The 21,878-nt window shown below is 71.4% G+C and carries 27 protein-coding genes and 1 pseudogene; 15 read left to right on the top strand and 13 right to left on the bottom strand.

What is annotated here, in order from left to right:
* Nucleotides 1-42: 42 nt before the first annotated feature.
* Entirely contained in the window at nucleotides 43-804 is a 762-nt protein-coding gene (locus tag OG373_RS38605; RefSeq protein ID WP_405443506.1) for a YqjF family protein, read from the bottom strand.
* Between the two features lie 88 nt (nucleotides 805-892).
* Nucleotides 893-1,057 carry a hypothetical protein gene (locus tag OG373_RS38600; protein ID WP_405443505.1) on the bottom strand — a complete coding sequence of 55 codons (165 nt, stop codon included), beginning with the start codon at nucleotides 1,055-1,057 and terminating at the stop codon, nucleotides 893-895.
* Nucleotides 1,058-1,103: 46 nt separating this feature from the next.
* Here OG373_RS38600 and OG373_RS38595 point away from each other — a divergent pair, with 46 nt between their 5' ends.
* Nucleotides 1,104-1,499, top strand: coding sequence for a hypothetical protein (locus OG373_RS38595; RefSeq protein WP_405443503.1), 396 nt, complete (start codon nucleotides 1,104-1,106; stop codon nucleotides 1,497-1,499).
* Here OG373_RS38595 and OG373_RS38590 read toward each other — a convergent pair.
* The gene (locus OG373_RS38590) at nucleotides 1,489-2,190 is read right to left on the bottom strand and encodes a sortase domain-bontaining protein (protein WP_405443502.1); all 702 of its coding nucleotides are present in this window, start codon (nucleotides 2,188-2,190) and stop codon (nucleotides 1,489-1,491) included. The two genes, OG373_RS38595 and OG373_RS38590, sit on opposite strands and share 11 nt — an antisense overlap.
* 257 nt (nucleotides 2,191-2,447) lie before the next feature.
* Between OG373_RS38590 and OG373_RS38585 the strand changes: the two genes are divergently transcribed.
* The 7 genes and pseudogenes from OG373_RS38585 to OG373_RS38555 all read left to right on the top strand — a co-directional run bounded on the left by OG373_RS38585 (nucleotide 2,448) and on the right by OG373_RS38555 (nucleotide 8,331).
* Nucleotides 2,448-2,705: a hypothetical protein gene (locus OG373_RS38585; RefSeq protein WP_405443501.1), complete on the top strand. Its 258-nt coding sequence runs from the start codon at nucleotides 2,448-2,450 to the stop codon at nucleotides 2,703-2,705.
* The gene (locus tag OG373_RS38580) at nucleotides 2,702-5,020 is read left to right on the top strand and encodes a heavy metal translocating P-type ATPase (protein WP_405443499.1); all 2,319 of its coding nucleotides are present in this window, start codon (nucleotides 2,702-2,704) and stop codon (nucleotides 5,018-5,020) included. The genes OG373_RS38585 and OG373_RS38580 overlap by 4 nt, the downstream gene beginning before the upstream one ends.
* Complete coding sequence (locus OG373_RS38575; RefSeq protein WP_405443497.1) at nucleotides 5,017-5,544, top strand: copper chaperone PCu(A)C; 528 nt, start codon at nucleotides 5,017-5,019, stop codon at nucleotides 5,542-5,544. Before OG373_RS38580 ends, OG373_RS38575 begins: the two co-directional genes overlap by 4 nt.
* Before the next feature lie 667 nt (nucleotides 5,545-6,211).
* A pseudogene (locus OG373_RS38570) lies at nucleotides 6,212-6,430 on the top strand (metallophosphoesterase); the annotation flags it as partial.
* Between the two features lie 77 nt (nucleotides 6,431-6,507).
* Nucleotides 6,508-7,404, top strand: coding sequence for a SigB/SigF/SigG family RNA polymerase sigma factor (locus tag OG373_RS38565; RefSeq protein WP_405443495.1), 897 nt, complete (start codon nucleotides 6,508-6,510; stop codon nucleotides 7,402-7,404).
* 88 nt (nucleotides 7,405-7,492) lie between these two features.
* Nucleotides 7,493-7,864, top strand: a complete 372-nt coding sequence (locus OG373_RS38560) for an STAS domain-containing protein (RefSeq protein WP_405443494.1) — start codon at nucleotides 7,493-7,495, stop codon at nucleotides 7,862-7,864.
* 5 nt (nucleotides 7,865-7,869) lie between these two features.
* Complete coding sequence (locus OG373_RS38555) at nucleotides 7,870-8,331, top strand: ATP-binding protein (protein ID WP_405443492.1); 462 nt, start codon at nucleotides 7,870-7,872, stop codon at nucleotides 8,329-8,331.
* Nucleotides 8,332-8,343: 12 nt separating this feature from the next.
* On the opposite strand, the gene OG373_RS38550 is transcribed toward OG373_RS38555, so the two are convergent.
* Both OG373_RS38550 and OG373_RS38545 read right to left on the bottom strand, forming a co-directional pair.
* Nucleotides 8,344-9,003, bottom strand: coding sequence for an HAD family hydrolase (locus OG373_RS38550; protein ID WP_405443491.1), 660 nt, complete (start codon nucleotides 9,001-9,003; stop codon nucleotides 8,344-8,346).
* A 70-nt stretch (nucleotides 9,004-9,073) separates the two neighbouring features.
* Nucleotides 9,074-9,607, bottom strand: coding sequence for a type 1 glutamine amidotransferase domain-containing protein (locus OG373_RS38545; protein WP_397732031.1), 534 nt, complete (start codon nucleotides 9,605-9,607; stop codon nucleotides 9,074-9,076).
* Nucleotides 9,608-9,959: 352 nt separating this feature from the next.
* On the opposite strand from OG373_RS38545, the gene OG373_RS38540 reads away from it, so the two are divergent.
* Both OG373_RS38540 and OG373_RS38535 read left to right on the top strand, forming a co-directional pair.
* Nucleotides 9,960-10,451 (top strand): glutamate-cysteine ligase family protein, encoded by a 492-nt coding sequence (locus OG373_RS38540; protein WP_405443489.1) that lies wholly within the window; start codon nucleotides 9,960-9,962, stop codon nucleotides 10,449-10,451.
* Complete coding sequence (locus tag OG373_RS38535) at nucleotides 10,448-10,816, top strand: hypothetical protein (RefSeq protein ID WP_405443487.1); 369 nt, start codon at nucleotides 10,448-10,450, stop codon at nucleotides 10,814-10,816. The genes OG373_RS38540 and OG373_RS38535 overlap by 4 nt, the downstream gene beginning before the upstream one ends.
* Here OG373_RS38535 and OG373_RS38530 read toward each other — a convergent pair.
* The 3 genes from OG373_RS38530 to OG373_RS38520 form a co-directional block, all read right to left on the bottom strand.
* On the bottom strand, nucleotides 10,813-11,391 hold the full coding sequence (locus OG373_RS38530) for a hypothetical protein (protein ID WP_405443486.1): 579 nt from the start codon (nucleotides 11,389-11,391) through the stop codon (nucleotides 10,813-10,815). The genes OG373_RS38535 and OG373_RS38530 overlap by 4 nt on opposite strands.
* 177 nt (nucleotides 11,392-11,568) lie before the next feature.
* Nucleotides 11,569-12,675 (bottom strand): sugar ABC transporter substrate-binding protein, encoded by a 1,107-nt coding sequence (locus OG373_RS38525; RefSeq protein ID WP_405443484.1) that lies wholly within the window; start codon nucleotides 12,673-12,675, stop codon nucleotides 11,569-11,571.
* A gap of 201 nt (nucleotides 12,676-12,876) precedes the next feature.
* Entirely contained in the window at nucleotides 12,877-13,122 is a 246-nt protein-coding gene (locus OG373_RS38520; RefSeq protein WP_397731659.1) for a DUF6296 family protein, read from the bottom strand.
* A gap of 497 nt (nucleotides 13,123-13,619) precedes the next feature.
* On the opposite strand from OG373_RS38520, the gene OG373_RS38515 reads away from it, so the two are divergent.
* The 4 genes from OG373_RS38515 (at nucleotide 13,620) to OG373_RS38500 (ending at nucleotide 16,525) form a co-directional block, all read left to right on the top strand.
* Nucleotides 13,620-14,105: a lamin tail domain-containing protein gene (locus tag OG373_RS38515; protein ID WP_397731658.1), complete on the top strand. Its 486-nt coding sequence runs from the start codon at nucleotides 13,620-13,622 to the stop codon at nucleotides 14,103-14,105.
* 148 nt (nucleotides 14,106-14,253) lie between these two features.
* Nucleotides 14,254-14,544: a hypothetical protein gene (locus OG373_RS38510; RefSeq protein ID WP_405443482.1), complete on the top strand. Its 291-nt coding sequence runs from the start codon at nucleotides 14,254-14,256 to the stop codon at nucleotides 14,542-14,544.
* Nucleotides 14,545-14,690: 146 nt separating this feature from the next.
* On the top strand, nucleotides 14,691-15,716 hold the full coding sequence (locus OG373_RS38505) for an ATP-binding cassette domain-containing protein (protein ID WP_405443481.1): 1,026 nt from the start codon (nucleotides 14,691-14,693) through the stop codon (nucleotides 15,714-15,716).
* Complete coding sequence (locus OG373_RS38500; RefSeq protein ID WP_405443479.1) at nucleotides 15,713-16,525, top strand: ABC transporter permease; 813 nt, start codon at nucleotides 15,713-15,715, stop codon at nucleotides 16,523-16,525. Before OG373_RS38505 ends, OG373_RS38500 begins: the two co-directional genes overlap by 4 nt.
* Before the next feature lie 77 nt (nucleotides 16,526-16,602).
* On the opposite strand, the gene OG373_RS38495 is transcribed toward OG373_RS38500, so the two are convergent.
* On the bottom strand, nucleotides 16,603-17,646 hold the full coding sequence (locus OG373_RS38495; protein ID WP_405443477.1) for a S66 peptidase family protein: 1,044 nt from the start codon (nucleotides 17,644-17,646) through the stop codon (nucleotides 16,603-16,605).
* A gap of 284 nt (nucleotides 17,647-17,930) precedes the next feature.
* On the opposite strand from OG373_RS38495, the gene OG373_RS38490 reads away from it, so the two are divergent.
* The gene (locus OG373_RS38490; protein WP_405443475.1) at nucleotides 17,931-18,428 is read left to right on the top strand and encodes a C40 family peptidase; all 498 of its coding nucleotides are present in this window, start codon (nucleotides 17,931-17,933) and stop codon (nucleotides 18,426-18,428) included.
* Here the strand turns inward: OG373_RS38490 and OG373_RS38485 are convergent.
* The 4 genes from OG373_RS38485 to OG373_RS38470 form a co-directional block, all read right to left on the bottom strand.
* Nucleotides 18,410-19,717 (bottom strand): MFS transporter, encoded by a 1,308-nt coding sequence (locus OG373_RS38485; RefSeq protein WP_405443473.1) that lies wholly within the window; start codon nucleotides 19,715-19,717, stop codon nucleotides 18,410-18,412. The two genes, OG373_RS38490 and OG373_RS38485, sit on opposite strands and share 19 nt — an antisense overlap.
* 65 nt (nucleotides 19,718-19,782) lie before the next feature.
* On the bottom strand, nucleotides 19,783-20,379 hold the full coding sequence (locus OG373_RS38480) for an MBL fold metallo-hydrolase (RefSeq protein ID WP_405443471.1): 597 nt from the start codon (nucleotides 20,377-20,379) through the stop codon (nucleotides 19,783-19,785).
* Between the two features lie 40 nt (nucleotides 20,380-20,419).
* Complete coding sequence (locus tag OG373_RS38475) at nucleotides 20,420-20,515, bottom strand: DUF664 domain-containing protein (protein WP_405443470.1); 96 nt, start codon at nucleotides 20,513-20,515, stop codon at nucleotides 20,420-20,422.
* Nucleotides 20,516-20,525: 10 nt separating this feature from the next.
* Nucleotides 20,526-21,731, bottom strand: coding sequence for an epoxide hydrolase family protein (locus tag OG373_RS38470; protein WP_405443469.1), 1,206 nt, complete (start codon nucleotides 21,729-21,731; stop codon nucleotides 20,526-20,528).
* Nucleotides 21,732-21,878 lie beyond the last annotated feature (147 nt).

Here is a 21,878-nt window from a genome sequence, read left to right as displayed (position 1 = left end):
GCCGTCCGGTTCCTCGGATCGATCATGCGGTGGGCCGGGCGCTCAGGGCCGTCCGAGCTCCGGCCGGCCGAACCGTACGGGGACCCCCGGCGAGTAGAGCACGCTCGCCGGCGGCCCGGCCGGGGCGGGCAGGCCCCCTGCGGCCACCAGGTTCTCGTCGCAGTCGAGCAGTTCGGCCCGGTGCAGCGGCCAACGGGGGTGCGTGTTCGGGAGGTACACCGCTCGCCCGCGGAACTCCGTGTGCATGCCCCAGCGAGCGGTCACGAAGTGTTCCAGGTCGGTCGGCTCCGCGACGGGCTCGCCGACCCGGACGGCGATCCGGCTGTGCGCGCCGCGCGGGCCGGGCCAGCGGCGGCTGCTGGCGTACGTGACCGTGTCGCCCTCGTGACGGACCGTCATCCGGGACCAGACGTACGGCAGTCGGAAGGCCGTCCGGCCGACGGCCACCGGGATCAGCCGGGAGGCGTCCAGCGAGCGGAAGACCACGGCACGGCGGCCGTCGGCATCGACCGAGTAGAGACGGACGTTGGTCTCCGGGAAGGAGCCCAGGTACGGAACGCCGGGCAGGCGGAACCAGCCGACCCTGTGCATGCGGAAGGCCACCAGGCCGACGTACGTGACCCCGTCCAGGGTGTCCGGCACGGTACCGGGCGGCAGCAGCGGGGCGACGTCGGCGGGGTCGGCGGCCCAGTGCAGGAAGGCGAGGTCGAGCCAGGACTGGGTGAGCAGGGGCCGGTCCGCCGTGTGCGGCGGGTCGGCCGTTATCGGCTCGGGGACGGCTGCGGGCGGCGGCGTCTGACGCATGCGGCCAGTATCCCCCGGCACGTCCCTCCCGTGGCGCGCCCGCCGGCGACCGCGGCCCGAAGGCCGGGGCGATCTGCCGGCCGGCGGCTCAGCGCCCGTACTGTCGGGGAGAGTTGGCGGGATGACACGCGACGAAGGCGTCGGCGGCCCGGCCGAGGACACTCGGCACGCGGTCGGGGCCGTGGGCCCGGGCGGGCGGCTCGGCGGTGCCGGTGGCGACGGCGAGGAAGGCGCCCGGCCGGTGGTGCATCATCTCGGAAGGCCCCAACGGCGGGGCCACCGCGCGAAGGAGGCATCGCATGCTCGAGTGGAAACGGATCAGCTCGGGCTCGCGTCCCGTGCCCACCCCCGCGGCGACCGGCTCGGTCTGGGCCGCCGCGGCCGTCGCGGCCGTCGCCCTGGTCGCCGTGCTCAACTTCCTGGACGGCCCCGGCGACCCTCTGGTCGACCTCCTGGCGCTCTCCCTCGCCGTGGCGGTGGTGAGCACCGGCGCCCGCCTCACCGCCGCCCCGGGAACGGCACTGCTCGGCTGGCTCGTCCTGAACGCCTATGCGAGCGCGCCCATCGGCCAGCTCACCTGGGACGCCCCTTACGACCTCGTACGCCTCGCCTGTCTCCTGGCGGCGGCGGGCACGGGCACCGTTGTCGCGCGCCTCAGCAACGCTCGCGCGGCGCACCGCCGGCTCACCCCGTAGGGGAGGTCTTGCGCAGGACGCCTATCTTGTCGATGCGGTGCTCGGGGTTGCCCTGGTCGTCGCTCCAGTAGTTGCCCTCGGCGTGGTCCTCCGGCGTCGCGCAGGTCGAGATGGTGATCATGGCCTGGGTGGGGGCCGCACCCGGGGCTCCGGGCACCGCGGCGCGCTGTTCGCTCAGCGAGCTCTCCGACCGGAAGGACGTCTTTCGGGTGGCGGTGATCTCGTACGTGTACACCACCTCGCCCACGGTCACGGTGACCGTGTCGCCCGGCTTCACGGAGGGCAGGTCGCCCAGCCGGCCGCCGGCCGACAGGCGGTGCGCGGTGATCAGGAAGTTGCCCACCTGACCGGGCCCCACTCCGCCCCGCTTCCCGTACGGGCTGGCCGCGACGCCGAGGTCCTGGATGCGTGTCCCCGGGACGTCGTCGGTGGTGCCCTCGTACGGCAGCACGCGCAACCCTGAGACACCCGCGGAGGGTATGGACAGCGTCGATTCCACGGGCGCGGAAGCGGGGGCGGGGGTCGGGGTGGGGGCGGCGGCGGGGGTGACCGCCCGCGCGGGCGTGGAGGCCGCGGAGGAGGCGGGCACCACCGGACCGGCGGCGACCGAGGGCGAGCACGCCACCAGCAGGGCGGTCACGGCACCGGCGAGCACGCCGGGGACGGCTCGGTACGGGAACGGCAGGGGCATGGGCGTTGTCCGTGTCGGTCGATCGGCCGGGGGATGCGGCAGGCGGGTGAGCCGATGCGCCCGGCCAGAGTGACATACGGAGCAAGAGGTCCATAAGGGCCCAACCCTGTGACCTCGACGGCACCGAACCGGAAGTCACGGGAACTTCCTCCCGCCTCAGCCCGACTACCTCACCGGACGGAGTGCCGTCCCGGCTCCAGCACAGCATGATCGGCACCTCGTCCGTCTGGAACCGAGTACAAGAATCCGGAGTGACGATGACGGACCGGCCCCAGTACCCGACCCCGGCGATCACCACGCTGAAGCAGTGGGCTCCGCCCCCGGCTCTCGTCGGCTTCCTGGCACTCCTCATATGCATGTTCGCCGCGGCGTACGGAGTGGGCGCCTCCGCCGGACCGGTGGCCCCCGGCATGCGGTCCGGCGAGATCGACAGCCCGGTGTTCGACGGGGACCCGGGCCGGCCGCACGGACACAGCGGTGGCGCGGGCGGTACGGACACCGGCGGTACGCGATGACGGCCGAGCGGACGGAGGCGGGAGCAGAGGCGGAGGCGGTGGCGGTGGCGGTGAGCACCGATCTCATCATCGGCGGGATGACCTGTGCGGCTTGCGTGAACCGGGTGGAGAAGCGGCTGGCCAGGATCGAGGGCGTCCGCGCCACGGTCAATCTGGCCACCGGGCGGGCCCGGGTGAGCCATCCGCCGGAGGTGACCACGCAGGACCTCGTCGCCGCGGTCGAGAAGGCGGGCTGCACAGCCGAGCTGCCCGCACCTCCCCGCCCGGCGGAGGACAGGACGCCACCGGCCGAGGGCGGTTCCCCCGGCCGGGAGGAGGCGCAGCGGCTGCTGATCACCGCTCTGCTCTCCGTTCCCGTTCTGGTCCTGTCGATGGTGCCCGCCCTGCAGTTCCGCAACTGGCAGTGGCTGTGCTTCGTCCTGGCCGCGCCGGTCGCCGTCTGGGGCGCGTGGTCGTTCCATTCCCGGGCCCTGCGGGGGCTGCGGCACGCGGCGGCGACGATGGACACCCTGGTGTCGCTGGGCGTCGTCGCCTCCTTCTCCTGGTCGGCGTACGCGCTGTTCCTGGGCGGGGCGGGTGATCCGGGGATGCGGATGCCGTTCAGCCTGCTGCCCTCGGTGGGCGGGGACGTGGCACACATCTACCTGGAGGCGGCCGTCGGTGTTCCGCTGTTCGTCCTGACCGGACGTTTCCTCGAATCCCGGGCCCGGCGCGGCACGGGTGAGGCACTGCGCTCGCTCGCCGGGCTGGCGGCCAAGGACGTGACCCTGTGGGAGGACGGCCACGAGCGGCTCCTCCCGATGGAGCAGTTACGGGTGGGGCAGGAGTTCATCGTCCGGCCGGGCGAGCGGGTCGCGACGGACGGGGTGGTGACCTCCGGCGGTTCGGCCCTCGACCTCTCCCTGGTCACCGGCGAGAGCGAACCCGTCGAGGTGGGTCCCGGTCGGGCCGTGGTCGGCGGTGCCGTCAACGCGGGCGGCCTGCTGGTCGTCCGGGCCACCGAGGTCGGCGCGGACACCCGACTCGCCCGCATCACCCGCATGGTCACCGAGGCCCAGGCCGGAAAGGCCAGGGCCCAGCGCCTGGCGGACACGGTGGCCGGTGTCTTCGTCCCGGTGGTGCTGGCCCTGGCCGCCACCGTTCTCGGCTTCTGGCTCGGTGCCGGGGCCGATCCGCAGGCAGCCGTCACGGCCTGCGTGGCCGTGCTCGTCGTGGCCTGTCCCTGCGCCCTGGGGTTGGCGACTCCCACCGCCCTGCTGGCGGCCACGGGCCGGGGCGCGCAGCTCGGTCTGCTGGTCAGCGGCCCTCGGGCGCTGGAGACGCTGCGCCATGTCGACACCGTGGTCCTGGACAAGACCGGCACGCTGACGACCGGCCGGATGACCGTCGCGCGCGTGACGCCGGTGCCCGACGGGATCGGCCGGGAGCGGGCCCTGTGGCTGGCCGCGGCGGTGGAACAGGGTTCCGAGCACCCGCTGGGCCGGGCCGTGGTCGCGTACTCCCGGCAGGAGGTGCGCCATCGGCCGCCGGGCGAGGTGAGCGGGTTCCTGGCCACCGCGGGTATCGGTGTGACCGGGGTGGTGGAGGGGCACCGCGTGGAGGTCCGCGCCGCCGGCGCCGACCTCCACCCGGCCCTGGACCGGGCGCTGGCCGAGGCGGAGGCGATCGCGCACACGCCCGTCCTGGTACGGGTGGACGGCGCCGACCAGGCTCTGATCTCCCTCGGGGACGTCCTGCGCCCGGGCAGCTACCACGCCGTCGACCGGTTGCGGCGCCTGGGAGTGGAGCCGGTACTGGCCACCGGCGACCGCCGGGCCACCGCGGCGCGTGTCGCGGCCGCGCTCGGCATCACACAGGTGCACGCCCAGTGTTCGCCGGAGGACAAGGCGCGGCTGGTGAAGGAGCTGCGCGGGCAGGGGCGCCGGGTCGCGGTGATCGGCGACGGCGTGAACGACGCCGGCGCCCTGGCCGGCGCCGACCTCGGGATCGCCATGGGGAGCGGAACGGACGTGGCGATCGGCGCGGCGGACGTCACGCTGGTGCGCGGCGACATCGAGGCGGTGGCCGACGCCGTCCGGTTGGCGAGGCGGACCCTCGGCACGATCCGGGCCAACCTCGTCTGGGCCTTCGGCTACAACGTCGTCACCGTGCCGCTCGCCGCGGTGGGGTTGCTCAACCCGATGGTCGCGGCCGTCGCGATGTCGGCGAGTTCCCTGATGGTGGTGGGCAACAGCCTCCGCTTGCGTACCTGGCAGCCCGCGCCGTACCCGCGCAGGGCGGATACGAGCAGCCGGACGGGAGGTACGGGCCGATGACGCAGTCGCCTTCGGAGCAGATCCCGGACCGGTGGCGCCCGACCGGTCGGCGCGTGCGCGAGGGGGTGCGCGCCGCGGCCGTCCCGGTGGTCGCCTGCGCGTTGGCGCTGGCGGGCCTGACGATCTGGACCTCGTCCGGCGCGGCGGGCAGCCCGCCGCAGATCGCGGCCGGCAACGGCCGCGTCTTCCTCCCGTACGGCAACAGCCGTGACACGGCAGCCTTCTTCGACATCACCAACATCGGTGGCGCGGAGGACCGGTTGACGGGGGTGACGTCACCGGACGTCGAGAAGGCACTGCTGAGTCGGCACCGGAGCTCCGGCCTCGGGGCGGACACCATGGAGATGGCGGGATCGGTACGGATATCCGCGGGCGGCACGCTCGCCATGTCCCCCTTCGACGTGAGCGTCATGGCACGGACGAGGACCGGCTGGGAGGCGGGCGACGTGGTGCCGTTCGTCCTCCACTTCCGGCACAGCGCGCCGGTGAAGGTGTTTGCGGTGGTCGTCCGCCCCGGTAGCTGAGGTACTGGCCGGTCCGCATCAACCCGGGCCGGCCGGGTAGCCGCGCAAGGAGCGAACAGCCCCTGTACGAGCCGAGGTGACGCCTGTGAACACCCGTCCCGACGACCCCGTACCGCCCAATCCCACGCCGGCTCCCGGGCCCGGCCCGGGGCCTGCACCCGGTCCGCTGCCGGGGCCCGTGCCCGCCCCGGGGCCCGATCCGCATCCGCAGCCCGGCCCCCTGCCCGGGCCGGTGCCGGCTCCCGAACCGATCACCTGACGAGCGGCCGGCGGGCCCGCCGGCGGCACGAGCCGGCAGATCACCCGCCGGCCACGACGGCCGATCGCGAAGGCGTACCCGGCGGCTCCCGGCAGGTTTCAACGGCGCGGTCCGGGCAAACAGCAGCCCATGACGAGACGGCAGAAAAGCGATCCCGGATAGCGTCCGGAGGCACACCGTGAGCAACCATCCTCTCGCTCCGTCGGGATTCGCCACCGCGCCCGGAGTCCCCTTTCCCGGGGGCGACGGTCCGGACGGGAGCCTCCCGCACGACCACACCCAGGCGATCCTGGAGACCACCAAGCGCGTGGCCGCACTCCTGAAGGCCTCCGGACAGCCCTTCGCCCTCCGGGCCGCGTGGCCGCCTTCGCGCACGGCGTGCCGGCGGGCTTCCAGCACGACACGGACTATCCCTTCCTCGGAAGCTACCTGCTGGCGGAGGCGGCCGACGGGGCCGGCGCCGATCTCGCCGTCCACGGCCACGCCCACCTGGGCACGGAGCACGGAACGACAGCGGGCGGGGTGCGCGCACGCAACGTCGCGATGCCGGTCATCGACCGGGCCTTCGCCGTCTACCACCTCGGGGCGAGGGAGCCGGTCGGCGGCGCGGTCGGTCACGTAGGGTGACGTACGGCCACGAGCTGTACAGCTTGAACCTGAGGTGAGCGGGGTATGTGGCTTGAGGGAACTCCCAAGGAGGCCTCATGCCCACTACTCGGAGTATCCAGGCCGCCCCCGCGCTACAGCCGGGCGCAGTGCCGGCCGCCCTTCCCGAGATCCCTGAGATCGCCGACCCGCAGTCGGTGAGTACGGCGGACGCCCACGACCTGTCGGTGACGCTCTTCCGGCGGCTGCACGCGCTGGAGGAAGGCACCGCGGAGTACTCGTACGTGCGCAACACCCTGGTCGAGCTGAACCTGAGCATGGTGAAGTACGCGGCCACCCGCGTCCGCCACTGCAGCGCACCGTGGGAAGACGTCATACAGGTCGGCACCATCGGCCTGATCAAGGCCATCAACCGGTTCGACCCGGAGCGCGGGTTCGAGTTCATGTCCTTCGCCCTCCCCACCATCGTGGGCGAGATCAAGCGGTACTTCCGTGACACCACCTGGGCCGTCCGCGTGCCGCGCCGGCTGCAGGAACTGCGCATCGATCTGGCCAAGGCGAACGATGCCCTGGAGCAGGAGCTCGGGCACGCCCCCAGCGCGCAGGAACTCGCCGAACGGCTGGGCATCACCGCGGAGGAGGTCTGCGAGGGCCGGGTCGCGGCCAATGGGTTCACCAGCCTCTCCCTCGACCTGCCCGTGACGGAGGCGGACGACGCGCCCGGCACGCTGGCCCGCAGCCTCGGCACCGAGGAGACGCGCTTCGAGACGGTCGAGGACCTGGCATCGCTCAAGCCGCTCCTCGAGGAGCTGACCGAACGGGACCGGACGATCCTCGCTCTCCGCTTCGGTGAGGAGCTGACCCAGGCCGAGATCGGCGAGCGTCTGGGCATGTCGCAGATGCATGTCTCCCGGCTGCTGGGCCGCATCCTGGGCCGGCTGCGGGAGGGACTGCTCGCCGAGGAACCCGAGGAACCGCACGCCGATCCGGCTTGAGGCGCTCAGCCTTCCGCACGGGACAGACAGGTATATTGCGCTGGAACCCGGGCAGGTGCAGGGGAGCACGACGGAAGGGTGATGCCGGATGGTGCCGGAAGCGGAAAGAGAACGCTTCACCGTCGCGGTGGAGGCCGTGGACGGAGCTGTCGTCCTCGCGCTCGCTGGAGAACTGGACCACGACACGGCGCAGCCCCTGCGGGATGCCCTCGACGCGGCACTCACCCCGGGCCGTCGGGTCCTGGTGGACCTGGCGGCGCTCGGGTTCTGCGACTCCACCGGGCTGAACGTACTGCTGAACAGTCGGCTCGCGGCGCAGGAGGCGGGTGCCGTTCTGGAACTGGTCGGCCTGCACGGGCCCGTGGCCCGCATGTTCCGGATCACCGGTGCGGACGGGGTGTTCCCCATCCACTCCGATGTGGGGCAAGCCCTGAGGACGACGCGCGGCGGAGGAGCCTGAGCACCATGGATCAGCGCGGGCACGGGCCGTCGGACCGGACCTGGAGCCTGAGGCTGTCCGGAACCACCGACGTCGTCTCGCGCAGCCGTGACTTCACCCGCCGGGCCCTGATCGCCTGGCACTGGCTCCCGGGCGTGGGGGATAACGGTCGTGAGGCCGCCGAGGACGTGCTTCTGCTGGTGTCGGAGGTGGTGGCCAACGCCTGTCTGCACGGTGGAGGCCCTCGCGCACTCGTCCTCGACTGCTCGGCCGAGCGACTGCGGATCGAGGTCACGGACGGCAACCCGGCCCCGCCGGTGCGCGTGCCGGCCCGCGGGCCGGACGCGCGTGAACAGCCGGGTGGCCATGGGCTGCTGATCGTGGAACGCCTGGCGCGGCGCTGGGGTTCCGAGTCCGGGGCGGACGGCAAGCGCGTCTGGTGCGAGGTGGGGTGGCCGCCGGGAATCGGCTTTCCCGGCCAGGGGTGAAGGTGCGCGGGTCTACCGCGCGAAGGGACTGCTGTCGAGGTGTTCCAGCAGGTCGGCCGGGTCCCGGTAGACGGCTCGGGCTCCGGCCTCGGTGAGGTCGGCTCGCGGTATGCCGCCGCAGAGCAGTCCGACACCGGTGACCCCCGCCCGTACGGCGGCTTTCATGTCCCAGACGCTGTCGCCGACGAATACGGCGTGGCTCGCCGCTGCCCCGGCCAGGTCGAGGGCGTGGTGCACCGGGTCGGGTGCCGGTTTGCCCTCGCTCACGTCGTCGGAGCTCGCCGCGGCGGTGAGGGCGTCGTCCGCATCGATCGCCCTCTTCAGGGCCGCCAGCTCCATGCTGTTCGCCGAGGTGACGAGCACGACGGGCCATCCGCTCCGATCGAGTTCGCGCAGCAGGTCGGCGGCGCGGTCGAAGCTCGGCAGCCGGTCGAAGTACGTGCCGTAAAGGGTGTCGTGCGCGGTGCTCAGGTTGTCGTCCTCGCTCTTGTCGCGATCATCGCCGAGCAGCTGCGTGATCAGGTCGTCGCCCGGCAGGCCGAGTGCGCGGTGCACGCTGTGCATGGGCACTGTGTGACCGGCCTGTCGCAGCGCCTCCCACCAGCACGTCACGTGCAGGTGGTTGGTGTCGGCGAGCGTTCCGTCGACGTCGAAGAGTGCGGCGCGGTTCATGATGCGGATCAGCCTCCGTGATGGATGTGCCCGCCCCTCCCCTGGCTTGCGGGAGCGGCGGGCACGGCGGTCAGCCGCCGAACTCCTTGACGAGAGCCGCACAGAACGCGTCCAGGTCGCCCGGTTTGCGACTGGTGACCAGCGTCGCGGGCTGCGCGTGGCAGATCTGCACCGCCTCGTCCACCCAGGTGCCGCCCGCGTTGCGGATGTCGGTGGCCAGGCTGGGCCAGGAGGTCAGGGTCCGGCCGCGTACGGCATCTGCCTCCACCAGCAGCCAGGGCGCGTGGCAGATCGCGGCCACGGGCTTGGCCGACGCGATGAATTCGCGGGTGAAGTCCACGGCCGGCCGGTTCATTCGCAGTGCGTCGGGGTTGGCGACGCCGCCGGGCAGGACGAGTGCGTCGAAACTCTCGGCCGTGTGACTGGAGAGGACCCGGTCGACGGGATGTGTGCCCGCCCTGTCCAGGTGGTGGAAGGCCTGAATGCGGCCCGGTTTGGTGGACACCAGCTGTGGGTTCCAGCCGGCTTCGAGCACGGCCTTCCACGGTTCGGTGAGTTCGATCTCCTCGACGCCCTCGGGCGCCGTCAGAAAGGCGATGCGCACAGCGCTCACATCCCTCCGTTGCCGTCGTGTGCAGTGGCCGGTCCGGCGGCTCAGTCCGGGGGCTCCGGTAGCGGCGGGGGCTTGCCCGGAGCGGGGCCCGGGGCCGCCGGTTCGGGTGGTGTCGCACCCGGGTCGGCCGGGCGGGGGTCCCGTGGCACCGGATCCGGCGAGGGCGTGGGTCCGGGACCCTCGGGCTCCGGTTCGGTGGTTCGTTCCGTACGGTTCACCCTTCTGCTCCTTCGTGCGGTGGCGGGTACACCCTGCGCCTGCCCGAACGGGCGCGCGTCAAGCCGGTTCGATCCCTCCGGTCCGGACGTGCCGCATCAGAGGCGCTTCGGGGTAAATGCGCCATATGATCGCTACCGAGCCTCGCAGCCTTCCGGTCGGCGTCCCGGGCCTCGGCCCGGGCCCGACCCTCGCCGCCACCGGCGGGCCGGTGGTGTCGACCATGGGCGTCGAGGAGGAGTTCCTGCTCGTCGACCGGCTGACCGGGGCTCCCGTGGCGCGCGCCGGGCCGGTGATCCAGACGGCTTCGTACCCACTGGGCGAACTGGTCCAGTCGGAGTTCTACGACTGCATGATCGAGACCTGCACCCGGCCCACGACCGACGCCACCGACCTACGGACTCGGCTCCGCCGCCTCCGGGCCACCGTCGCCGACGCGGCGCACGTCTCGCACTGCCTGCTCGTCGCCTCCGGCACCCCCGTCGTGCCGCCGACGGCGCCGATCCCGGTGACGGACACGCCCTGTTACCGCCGCATGGCCCGGCATTTCAGCGCCCTCGTCGATGGCAGGCTGGGCATCGTGTGCGGAGGCCACGCCATGTACATGGACCGCGGGTGATCTACTGGTTCGCGCGCCCGTCGGAACACCAGCCGACGATCGAGTTCCGGGTCACGGACAGCAATGCCGACCTCGACACCACCGCGCACCGGTGCGCGGCACGGTACGGCGCCGCCGGTTTCGCCCTCGACCCGTTCACCGGGGATCGCGTACCGGCCCAGGCCCTGGTCGGGACGGCCGGGCCAGGGCTACGGGCGGCGGGGGACGAGGCGGAGGTCGACCGGTTGCTCGACGGGCCGGACAGGAAGGGCACGGGGCGGACCGCCGGCGTGCCGCCCTCCAGCGCGTCGGCCGGCTGCGGTACGTGGTCGGCGAGCTGGCCGACCTGGCCATCGGCGGCTGTGAGGCCGGTCGAGGAGTACTAACCGGTCAGGGTGGGCTCCGCGTCCAGACGCGCCAGGAGCCGGGGCCGGTGAAGCCGGGCTATCGGCGCGAGGAGGTCCGGGTGCCGCATCAGGGCGGCCGCCTCGTGGTCGGCCGCCCTCGGCCGGGTCAGACGGTGGAAGGCGAGGGGGACGGCACTGCCGTGATCGGTCCCGGCCAGGGCCCGGGTCGCCGCGGCGGCCAGGTCGGGGTGGCTCAGCAGGCACGCCGCCCAGCTGGCCACGACCTCGTCCACCCACGAGCGCCAGGCCTCGCCGCCCCGCTCTCCCCCGTGCTCTCCCTCACACTCAGTGTCGGCGCCGGCGCCGGCGGTCCGGACTTGGGCCTCCGTACCGGCGATCCGGTCGAGCCGCTCCGCTCCGCCGGGGCCCGTCAGGACGACCAGCTGCGCATCGAGCTCGGTCGGGTAGCAGAGCCACGCCGCGACGGTGACAGCCTGGCGGGCCTGAGCCTCGGCCAGGCCGCGCTGCAGGGCGCCTCCGTCGGCGGGGTAGGCCCGGGTGAGCCAGTGCGCGGTCGCCGCGATCAGGGGCGAGAGGGAGAAGTCTGCGGACACGGGCTGACCATCCGGACCGGTAGGTGAGGGGATCGGATCGTCACGTTAGCGAGCCGATCAACCGAAATGGAACGTTCGGGCCGAAACGGTGGCACTGGCCCCACGCCCCTGCCACTCCCCCGAACCGTCCCCGCCCTGCCCCGCTCTGCCCCCCGACTTACCGCCCACGCAGGCCCGCTACCTCAGGCCGATCTCCTCGCAGGCGGCCTTGATCCGGTCGGTGCAGATCGCGGCAATCGTGAAGATGCCGTCATCGACCACCGTGGACTTGACGTTGTTCCTGGTCACCGCGACGCCGGGGACGAGAACCGACGGCACGCGCTTGGTGGTCGGGCTGTCCACGATCTGGTTGATGAGTCCGTCGATCTTCTGCCCCTTGGCGAGGGCGTAAGCCATCTCCGCGGCGGCCGCGGCCTCGGGGGCGTAGCTCTTGTAGACCGTCATGTACTGCTCGCCCGCGACGATGCGCTGCACACCGGCGAGTTCGGCGTCCTGGCCGGTGACCGGCGGAAGCGGGGAGACGCCGGCCGCCTTGAGTGCGGCGATGATGCCTCCGGCCATGCCGTCGTTGGCCGAGTAGATGCCCGCGATCCTGCCCTTGCCGAGCGCCGCCAGGGCGGCCGTCATGTTGGCGCCGGCGTTCTCCGGCTTCCACTCGACAGTGTCGTACTCCTTGCCGACGTTCACCTTGCCGTCGAGGACGGAGTGCGCACCGGACTTGAACTGCTTGGCGTTCGGGTCGGTGACCGAACCGTTCATCATGACGATCTGGCCGGCCCCGGCCTTGTCACCCAGCGCGTCCAGCAGCGCCTTGCCCTGGACCCGGCCCACGTCCTCGTTGTCGAAGGAGGTGTAGGCGTCGATCGGACCTTCCGCCAGCCGGTCGTAGGCGATGACCGGGATTCCCGCGTCCTTGGCCCGCTTGACCGCTCCCGCGATCGCCTTGGAATCCACGGCGTCGATGATCAAAGCGTTCACCTTGGCGGCGATCATCGCATCGACCTGGGTGTTCTGGGCGTTCGCGTCCTGCCGGGCATTGGCATAAACCACTTTGCCCCTGCCGCGGGTGAGTTTCGCGATCTCCTTCTCGATCAGCGGCTTGTCAAAGTTCTCGTAACGCGCGGTCTGGTCCTCCGGAAGCAGCAGACCGACCTTGATCGCGTCGTCCTTGACAGAGCCGCCCGGTCTTCCGTCGGCGTCCTCCCCGCTGCCGCAGGCGGTGAGCGAGACGGTCATCGCCGAAGCTGCGACAACGACAGCGGCACGACCCAGATGTGTGTTCACGATGTAAACCTCCCTGACGAGGCCGTGTCCTTGCGGCCGAGGTAGAGGCAGTCAACTCGGCACTGACACCCTCGTCAAGAAGTGAATTGTTAACGTGATGGCAACGTTGCCATCACTGTCCGCATTCGCACATTCGGGCCTTTCAGTGGCAATTCACCATCATTGATTCCGCTGCAACGATTCAACTTATGAATCGAAAGATCAGCCGGTCGATACCGGCCGGACCCGGACACGCGAAGCGGGCTCCTGGTGGCCACCGCTCGCGATCATGCGCACGTCGCCCTGGTCACTGATCTCCGCCTGCACGATGCCGGTTTCGTCGGCGTAGATCGGGTGACCTCCGGGGCCGGACCGGTCGGTGCGGTGCACGAGGACCGATTCCTCTCCACCCGGTGCTGCATGGTCGGGGGCGACGAAGACCAGTTCGTACGTGCTGTCCCGTCCCATTGCGGCCTCCTCTGCGCCCGACACCTTCGGGGCGAACGGTTCCACCAGCGGGCGAATGCCCTTTCCGTCCCATTATCGGGCAGAGCCGGGCTGCCGCCCGCGCGGCGCCCCGGGTCCGGCAGAACATCAGAACCAGCCGCGTGAGTGCGTCCGAAGAAACGGTGCGAGCGGCTGTTACGGGGCCCTGAACCCGTTCGGCGCAAGGCCGAAGGGCGCCGCGGGGAAAGCACCTGCCAGCGGATGGGCCCCCGACGCCGGGCCCGCCAAGGCCTACCGCACACACCCTCGCCGTTCACGTCAGCGTGAGGTTGACGTGTGCCCATTACAAGGGACAGTCACCGAAAGGTCCGTATTTTGCAACACGCCCCGAATTGGTGGCTTTTGGTGGCGCTTGAGGGCCAGAGTGTGGCTCCTCGGCAGGACGCCGGGAACTGTTCGAAGCCCACCCGCCGTACACGAGTCGGGCAGGGCTGCTGTCTGTTGAAGGGGTCATCTTCATGTCTGCTTCTCTCGCCACCCGCCGGGTCGTCGCCGCGTTCCTGGCCGCAGGGGCCCTGGTCGGCGCCGCCGCCCTCCCGGCCACCGCTGACGACCACCGGCGCGACCGCGACCACCGGGCCCCGAAGTCCTCGATCGTGATCAGCGACGTCCAGTACGGCAGCGGCGGCCGCGACCGCTCCGCCCAAGCGCTCAACCGGGAATGGGTCGAGGTGAAGAACACCGGCCGCCACAGCGTCAACCTGCGCGGCTTCACCCTCACCGACCGCCAGGGCAACCGCTACCGCTTCGCCGACTTCCGGCTGGACGGCCGCTCCAGCGTCAAGGTCCACACCGGCCAGGGCCGCGACACCCGCCGCGACGTCTACCAGGACCGCCGCCACCAGATCTGGGACGAGCGCGACACCGCCACCCTGCGCGACAACCGCGGCAACGTCGTCGACAGCGACTCCTGGAACGGCCGCCGGCACCACCGCAACGGCTGACCCGGCCGGCCGCCGTGCCCGTACCCCCGCGCGAGGCGGGGGTGCGGGCACGCCCGTGCGTAAGGACACCGCGCGATATTGGGCGGCGACTGTCAGTGGTGGGTGGCAGGATCGACGACGGTGATCCGACCACCTACAGGGGGCAGGGATGGGGAGCACGACGTTCGAATGGCCGCGCGGTGCAGAGGCCGGGGACACGGCGGCGCTGGAGCTGTGGCTGGCCGTGCACGGCTGGGAGGTCGACCCGACGGTGTTCATGGCCGGCGGCCTCGGCCCGGCCGTGCAGGTACAGCCGATCGGCGGGGCCGGCCAGGACGAGGAACCCGGGCTCCTGATCCTCCCGGGCGAGACCGTGGAATACGCGCAGGACCGGATGCGGATAGCCCCCCGGGCCCCCGTCGCGGCCGACTGCGGCTCCCCGCCGCACGGCCCTTCGTAGATCGGGCGGGGCGGTGCGGTCCTCTGCCAGGACCGGGCGGGGTCCTCGGTGGCGGCGAGGGCGGCGGATCCGTCGGCGGGCCGGCTGTCAGTGGTATGGGTCACAGTGGAAGGGATGCCGAATCCTGCGCCGAACGAGGTGATCCCGTGAGGTACGCGATCCAGGCCGAGGGCCTGGCCAAGCGGTTCAAGGAGACCCGCGCGCTGGCCGGGGTGGACCTTGAGGTTCCGGCGGGTACCGTGCTCGGCCTCCTCGGTCCCAACGGCGCGGGCAAGACGACCGCCGTCCGTATCTTCGCCACGCTGCTGCGCCCGGACGAGGGCCGGGCCGAGGTGGGCGGGCACGACGTGGTGCGGGAGGCTGGCCGGGTCCGCTCGCTCATCGGGCTGACCGGACAGTACGCGGCCGTCGACGAGAACATGAGCGGCACGGAGAACCTGCTGATGATCGGGCGTCTGCTCGGCATGTCGCGCGGCGGGGCACGTGCCCGCTCCGCCGATCTGCTCGACCGTTTTCATCTCAGTGACGCCGCGGGGCGGGCCGTGAAGACCTACTCGGGCGGTATGAGGCGGCGTCTCGACCTCGCCGCCAGCCTGGTCGGACGGCCGCAGATCCTCTTCCTGGACGAGCCGACCACCGGGCTCGATCCGCACAGCCGCGGTGAGGTGTGGGACATGTTGCGCGTCCTGGTGGCGGAGGGCATGACCACGCTGCTGACCACGCAGTATCTGGACGAGGCGGACCGGCTCGCCGACAGCATCGTGGTGATCGACAACGGTCGGGTGATCGCCGGCGGTACGCCGGACGAGCTGAAGGCCCAGGTCGGCGGTCAGGTCCTGCACCTGCGCCCGGTCCGGCCCGCCGATCTCGACGCGGCGCACGCCCTGGTGGCGGAGGAGGCCGGTCCGCAGACCAAGACCGAGGGCGACGGGATCCTCGCCCCTGTCAACGATCCGGCGCTCATGCCGCGCGTCGTACGCCGACTCGACCAGTCGGGTATCCCCGTCGGGGAGCTCACTCTGCGTCGCTCCACCCTCGACGAGGTGTTCATCGCCCTGACCGGCCACCGCGCCGAGCCGGGCGCCGCCCCTCGGGACGACGCCGACGGGGCCGACGGGGCCGACGACGCGGATGACGACAGCGCGTACGCGGAAGCGGGGAGGCCCTCGTGACCGGCGCGACTCTCACGGACAGCCTGGGCCGCGGCGGAAGGGTGCGGCCCCTGCCGGCCCTGCGGCAGACCGCCACCATGGCGTGGCGCAGCCTGGTCTCGGTGAAGCACAACCCGCTGGAGCTCGTCGACTACAGCATCACGCCGATCATGTTCGTGTTCCTGTTCACCTACGTCTTCGGCGGGCAGATGGCGGGCTCCCCTCAGGAGTACCTCCAGTACGCGCTTGCCGGGATCATCGTTCAGAACACGCTGTTCATGAGCATGTATACCGCCATGTCGCTGAACACCGACCTGACCAAGGGCGTGTTCGACCGGCTCCGCAGCCTGCCGATCGCCCGTTCGGCCCCGTTGTTCGGGCGGATCGTGGCCGACCTGGCCAAGCAGCTGTGGGCCATGCTCCTGATGATCGCCCTGGGCGTGGTGCTGGGCTTCGAGATCACCGGTGGTCCTGCGGGCTTCATCGGGGCGGCCCTGCTGCTGCTCACGTTCGCCGCGGCCGTGTCGTGGACGGCTGTGCTGATCGGGATGGTGGCCGGGGACCCGGAGAAGGTGCAGGTCTATGCCTTCACCTTCATCTTCCCGCTCACCTTCACGAGCAGCGCGTTCGTCGAGGTCGACACCATGCCCGGGTGGCTTCAGGCATGGGTCCAGGTCAACCCGGTGACGCATCTGTCGGACGCGTTCCGCGGCTTGCTGCTCGGCACTCCGGCGGGCGGACCGATCCTCTGGTCGCTGCTCTGGGCGGCGGGCATCACCGCGGTCTTCATGCCCCTGGCGATGCGCGCCTACCGCTCCGAGAGCCACTGAGCACCGGGCCCGGGAGCCGATCCGCCTCCGGCTCGGAGCCGATCCGGCTCCGGCTCGGCCCCCGCTCCTGATCCGGCTCAGTAGGTGACGACGATCCTGCGTGCCGGGCCGTCCACCCGGATGCGGCCTCCGACGGGGACCACGAGTTGCGGGTCGGTGTGGCCGAGGTCGACGTCGAAGACGACCATGATGTCGGGGGCGTACTCCTGGAGGGCCTTCAGGACGGCCTCGCGCTGTTGCAGGCGGAAGTGGGCCTTGTCCTGCGCCGCCAGCCGGTTCTCGAAGGACCAGCTCTTCGCCCTGCCCATGAGCAACGCGGGGAACTGTCGCAGCAGTCCGCGTTCGCCCATGCTCCGCAGGATCCGGTAGACCTCTTCGGCGCGCGGCATCTCCTCGGACGTCTCCAGGAAGAGCACGTTGCCGGCGTAGGTCTCGGCGGGTTGCACCGCCCGGTCGGCCATCAGCATCCAGGAGATGACCTCCAGGTTGCCGCCCCAGCCGATGCCCTCGACGACGCGGTCGGCGTTGTGCCAGGACCAGCCGTCGGCCGGTTCCATGAGCGGCTCGGATGCGAAGGTGTGCGGGTCCTCCCAGGGGCTGTTGACGTCTCCGTAGCTGCTTGCCGGGGTGAGCTCGAACTCGCCCGAGGTGAACAGCGCCGCCCGGAGCGAGGCGGCGGTCGACGGGTGCAGCGCGCCGGGTCGTCCGAGCTCGACCATGACCGAGCCGCCGTGGTAGCCGACGATCCCCAAGTCCCGCAGGAACAGCAGCAGGTTGGTGTTGTCGCTGTAGCCGAAGAACGGCTTGGGACCGGCCCGCAGCAGGTCGCGGTCGAGGTGGGGAAGGACGGTGATCTGGTCGTCGCCACCGATGCTGGCGATCACCGCCTTGATCTCCGGGTCCGCGAAGGCCGCGTGGATGTCCGCGGCCCGCTGCTCGGGCGTCGCACCCATGGTCCGGGTCGTCGGATACTCCACCACCTTCAACCCGAAGTCCTCCTGGAGCCGGCGCACGCCCAACTCGTAGGGCAGCGGGAACATGCCGGGGAGGCCGGACGAGGGGGACAGCACCGCGACCAGGTCTCCGGGGCGGGGCTTCGCGGGATAACGAGGATCTGACATCCGATGATCATAGAAGTCGCGGTCCGGACGCCGCGCGGCCATACCGGCACGCCTATATGCACGACCAAAGCCGCCATTTCGGGCACATATGTCGGATAGTCATCCCTTCTTATGATCTCGAATCGAATGCAAAATCGAGACAAATACCACTGTGTCCGACACGGTTCGGCGCGTCACGTCGGAGAAAACTGGTCCGCCGTCAGAGCCATGACGCATCCGACCGAGAACAGGACCACGACCACTGACCTGACTGTTACCTGCCAACCGATTGCGGAGGTGTCACGATGTCCTGCTTCAGGACCGACTTCCGAAAGGTCCCCAAGGGCCTTCCCCCCACGTGCTGTTGCCCGAGAGCACGCGCCGTCCTCTCCCTGCTCCTCCTGACGGCCGCCGCCCTCAGCGGCCCCGCGGCCCCGGCGCACGCCGCCGCCCCCTATGGCGCCAGAGCCGTCGCGGTGGCCGCCTCCAAACAGGGCTCGCCGTATGCCTACGGCGCCACCGGCCCGAAACGCTTCGACTGCTCGGGCCTCACCCTCTACGCCTTCAAGAAGGCGGGCAAGCGTCTCCCACGCACCGCCGACCAGCAGTACGAGCACACCCGCCACATCCCCGAGGCCGATCGCGCGGCCGGTGACCTGGTCTTCTTCCCGAGTGGCGCGACCATGACCCACGTCGGGATCTACGCGGGCGACAACCGGATCTGGCACGCCCCACGCCCCGGCACACGGGTGCGGCTGGAGCGGATCTGGAGCTCAGCAGTCCGCTATGGGCGGGCCACCTGATCCGGCACCCGGCCGGTCCGGCTCCGGCCGTCCCGGTGGTCCTGGTCTCCCGCCGCTGCCGCGGCCGGTCCGGGGCCGGCGCGCAGCCTGCGGACCGCCCACACGCTCGGGGCGAGCAGCAGCACCAGACTCGCCGCGGTCATCAGTACCGCACTCCAGAGAAGGACGGATTCGGTGCCGAGGGATGTCGCGGCGGCGCCGACGACGAGGTAGCCCAGCGGCACGGACATGAGCTCACCGGCCGAGCTGAAGGAGCTGACCCGCCCGAGTACCTCGGGCGGCAGATGTTCCTGCACGGCGGTGCTCCAGCACACGATCGCGATGTCGAGGCCGATACCCGCCAGGGCCGCCGCCCCCGCCAGCACGGCGAGCGGCGCGCCCTCGGCGAGCGCGACGAGGGGCAGCGCGAGAGGCACGTTGGCGCATACGCACACGACCATGATCCTGGACGGTTTCCAGGCAAGGGAAACGATTCCGCCCAGGAACAGGCCTGCCGCGAAGGCCCCTTGGACGATGCCCCAGGAAGGGGCGCCCAGCCGGCTGTCCATGGCCACGACGGGGCCGAGGAGTTGATAGCCGCCGAGCCAGAGGGCGACGACCACGGTTCCGGACAGCACATAGGACCAGATCCAGAAGAGACGGGAGAACTCCTTCCAGCCGTCCTTGAAGTCGCGGAAGACTGAAGCCGGCGTCTTGGCGGGTCCGGACACGCCGAGACGGCTGCAGAGGAGGGCCGCGACCGCGAAACTGACGGCGTCCCAGCCCAGGGTCAGCTCCGGGCCGACCAGCACGACGAGGGCGCCGCCGACCGCGGGCGCGAGGATGCGGATCAGGTTGCTGGGCAATCGCATCAGCGCGTTCGCCTGCTGCAGCTCGCCGGGATCGACGAGCTGCGGCAGCACGCTGTTCATGGCGGGCTGGGTCAACGCCGACGCACAGCCCGCCAGCGCCGCGAACAGGGCGATCCGCCCTGTCGTGGCCGCACCGGACACCACGAGGAGGGCGACGCAGCCCTGGGTGACGGCCGGTACCAAGTTGCCCAGCACCATGACCCGTTGACGGGAGAACCGGTCCGCGATCACTCCTCCGACAAGCAGCAGGACCAGCTGCGGAGCGGTGTTGGCGGCGAGGACGATCGCCAGGGATGCCGGGCGGCTGTCGAATCCGAGTACCGCGAAGGCCAGGGCCACGGGGGCCATCGCCGTTCCGCTCATCGAAACGAGCCGTGCCAGAAGAAACAGCCTGAACGGCTTGTGCCGCAGTGTGGAGAGAGATCCCTGTCGAACCATTCGACGGAGCCTAACCTGCCCAGCGACGCCGCCCGTTCACCCAGCTGTGCCGGTGCTCCTCGGACTCAGAGGGATTCGCCGGGCCGCAGGTAGCGGTAGCCGTGGGTGGTCTCCTCGGTGAGCCAGCCGTTGACGCTGCCGAGGCCGCGCTCGTTGATCTGGGCGTCATGGATGGCGAACGCCCGCTGCGGCGCGACGGCCTTGACGAAATCGATCGCCTCCACCGTCTTCAGCCACGACCCGTGCACCGGGACCAGAAGCGTTTCGATCTCCTGCTCGGGCACGTGCAGCGAGTCACCCGGGTGGTAGAGCGCGTCGTCGATGACGTAGCCGAGGTTCGCGCAGTCGGGTTGGCCGCCGTAGATGAACGCATGACGCCCGCCGACCGCCCGTATGCGGAAGCCGGCGGCCGTGAACTCGGTGCCGGCGGACACCCCGTTGACCTCCAGCCCGGGAATGTCCGCGTCGGCAGGGGCGTGGACCGGCACGCCGAGCCCGGCCAGGCGCAGCACATCGACGTGGTCGGCGTGTTCGTGCGTCACCAGAACGGCGTCCGCGCCGGCCAGTGCGGCCGGTTCGCTCCACGTCCCGGGATCGATGACCAGAACACGGCCGTCCTGCTCGATCCGGACACATGCGTGGGTGTACTTCGTGATCAGCATGGCCTGGGACCGTACCGCGCCGCGGGCCGCCGCGCCGCGGTTACGCTCCCGTCGCCCCGTCGACGACCTCGCGCAGCAGGTCGGCATGCCCGCTGTGGCGGGCGTACTCCTCGATCACGTCGGGTTCGTCGATCATTGGGTGATCATCACATCGGGCCCCCCTCGTACCCAGCTGCAGGTCGGCGCAGCTGCCGGAAGAAGGCCCGGATGTCCCCCACCAGCAGCTCCGGCACCTCCATGGCGGGGAAGTGGCCGCCGCGGTCGTACGAGGTCCAGCGCACGAAGGTGTCGGTCCGCGCGGCGATGTGACGCAGCGGGATGAAGTTGTCCCGGGGGAAGTCGGCCAGTGCGCTCGGGGTGTGCGACACCTCCGGCGGCTGACCGGCGTAGGCGGCGTGTGCGCGCTCGTAGTAGATCCGGGCCGCGCTGCCGGCCGTGCCGGTGAGCCAGTACAGCATCACATTGGTCAGCATCTGGTCGCGGTCCACCGGGCACGCGGGGTCGCTCCACTCGTCGAACTTCTCCGCGATCCAGGCGAGGAGACCGACCGGGGAGTCGTTCAGCCCGTACGCCAGGGTCTGCGGCCGGGTCGCCTGGATGTCCGCGTACCCCTGCCGCTCGCGCGCCCAGATCCGGTACCGCTCCCAGGACGCCAGCGTCCGCTCCCGTTCGGCGGGGGACAGTGCCGCCAGTTCCTCCGGCCGGGGTTCGGAGGTGGCCCCGCCCCCGGGCAGCAGGTTCAGGTGCACGCCGATCACGTGGTCGGGCCGGATCCGCCCGAGCTCCCGGGAGACGGCGGCTCCCCAGTCGCCGCCCTGCACCCCGTACGAGGGGTGTCCCAGCCGTTCCATCAGCACGCCGAAGGCCCGGGCCACTCGCTTGAACTCCCAGCCCGGCTCGGTCGTGGGCCCCGAGAGCCCGAAGCCGGGGATGCTCGGCAGCACCAGGTGGAAGGCGTCCGCCGGGTCGCCGCCGTGTGCGCGGGGATCCGTCAGCGGGCCCGCGACGCGCTGGAACTCCACCGGCGATCCGGGCCAGCCGTGTGTCATGAGCAGCGGGGTCGCGGCCGGCTCGGGCGAGCGGACATGGGCGAAGTGCACCCGTGCCCCGTCGATGACGGTGGTGAACTGCGGCCACTCGTTCAGCCGGGCCTCGGCCGCCCGCCAGTCGTACTCCTCGCGCCAGTACCGGGCGAGGTCCCGCATCCGGGCGCGCGGCATGCCGTACGCCGACCCGACCCCGGGCAGCTCGTCGGGCCACCGCACCCGCCCCAGCCGCTCCCGCAGGTCGTCCAGCTCCGCCTCGGCCACGTCGAGCCGGAACCCGTACACCCGTTCGTCAAGATCACTCATGGCCGCATGCTAGGCCGTCTCCTTCGGATCCTGCCGGGCCCGCGCCGCCCGGCACCGCGCCCCGACAACGCGCCGGGGCGCGGTGCCGGGCGGCGCGGGTCCGGGGGGACCTCCCAGCGGTATCCGAGGGGAGCGCGATCCGAAGGA

Source organism: Streptomyces avidinii (assembly GCF_045161815.1).
Lineage (GTDB): Bacteria > Actinomycetota > Actinomycetes > Streptomycetales > Streptomycetaceae > Streptomyces > Streptomyces avidinii.
This window is presented reverse-complemented; position numbering and strand designations above follow the sequence as displayed.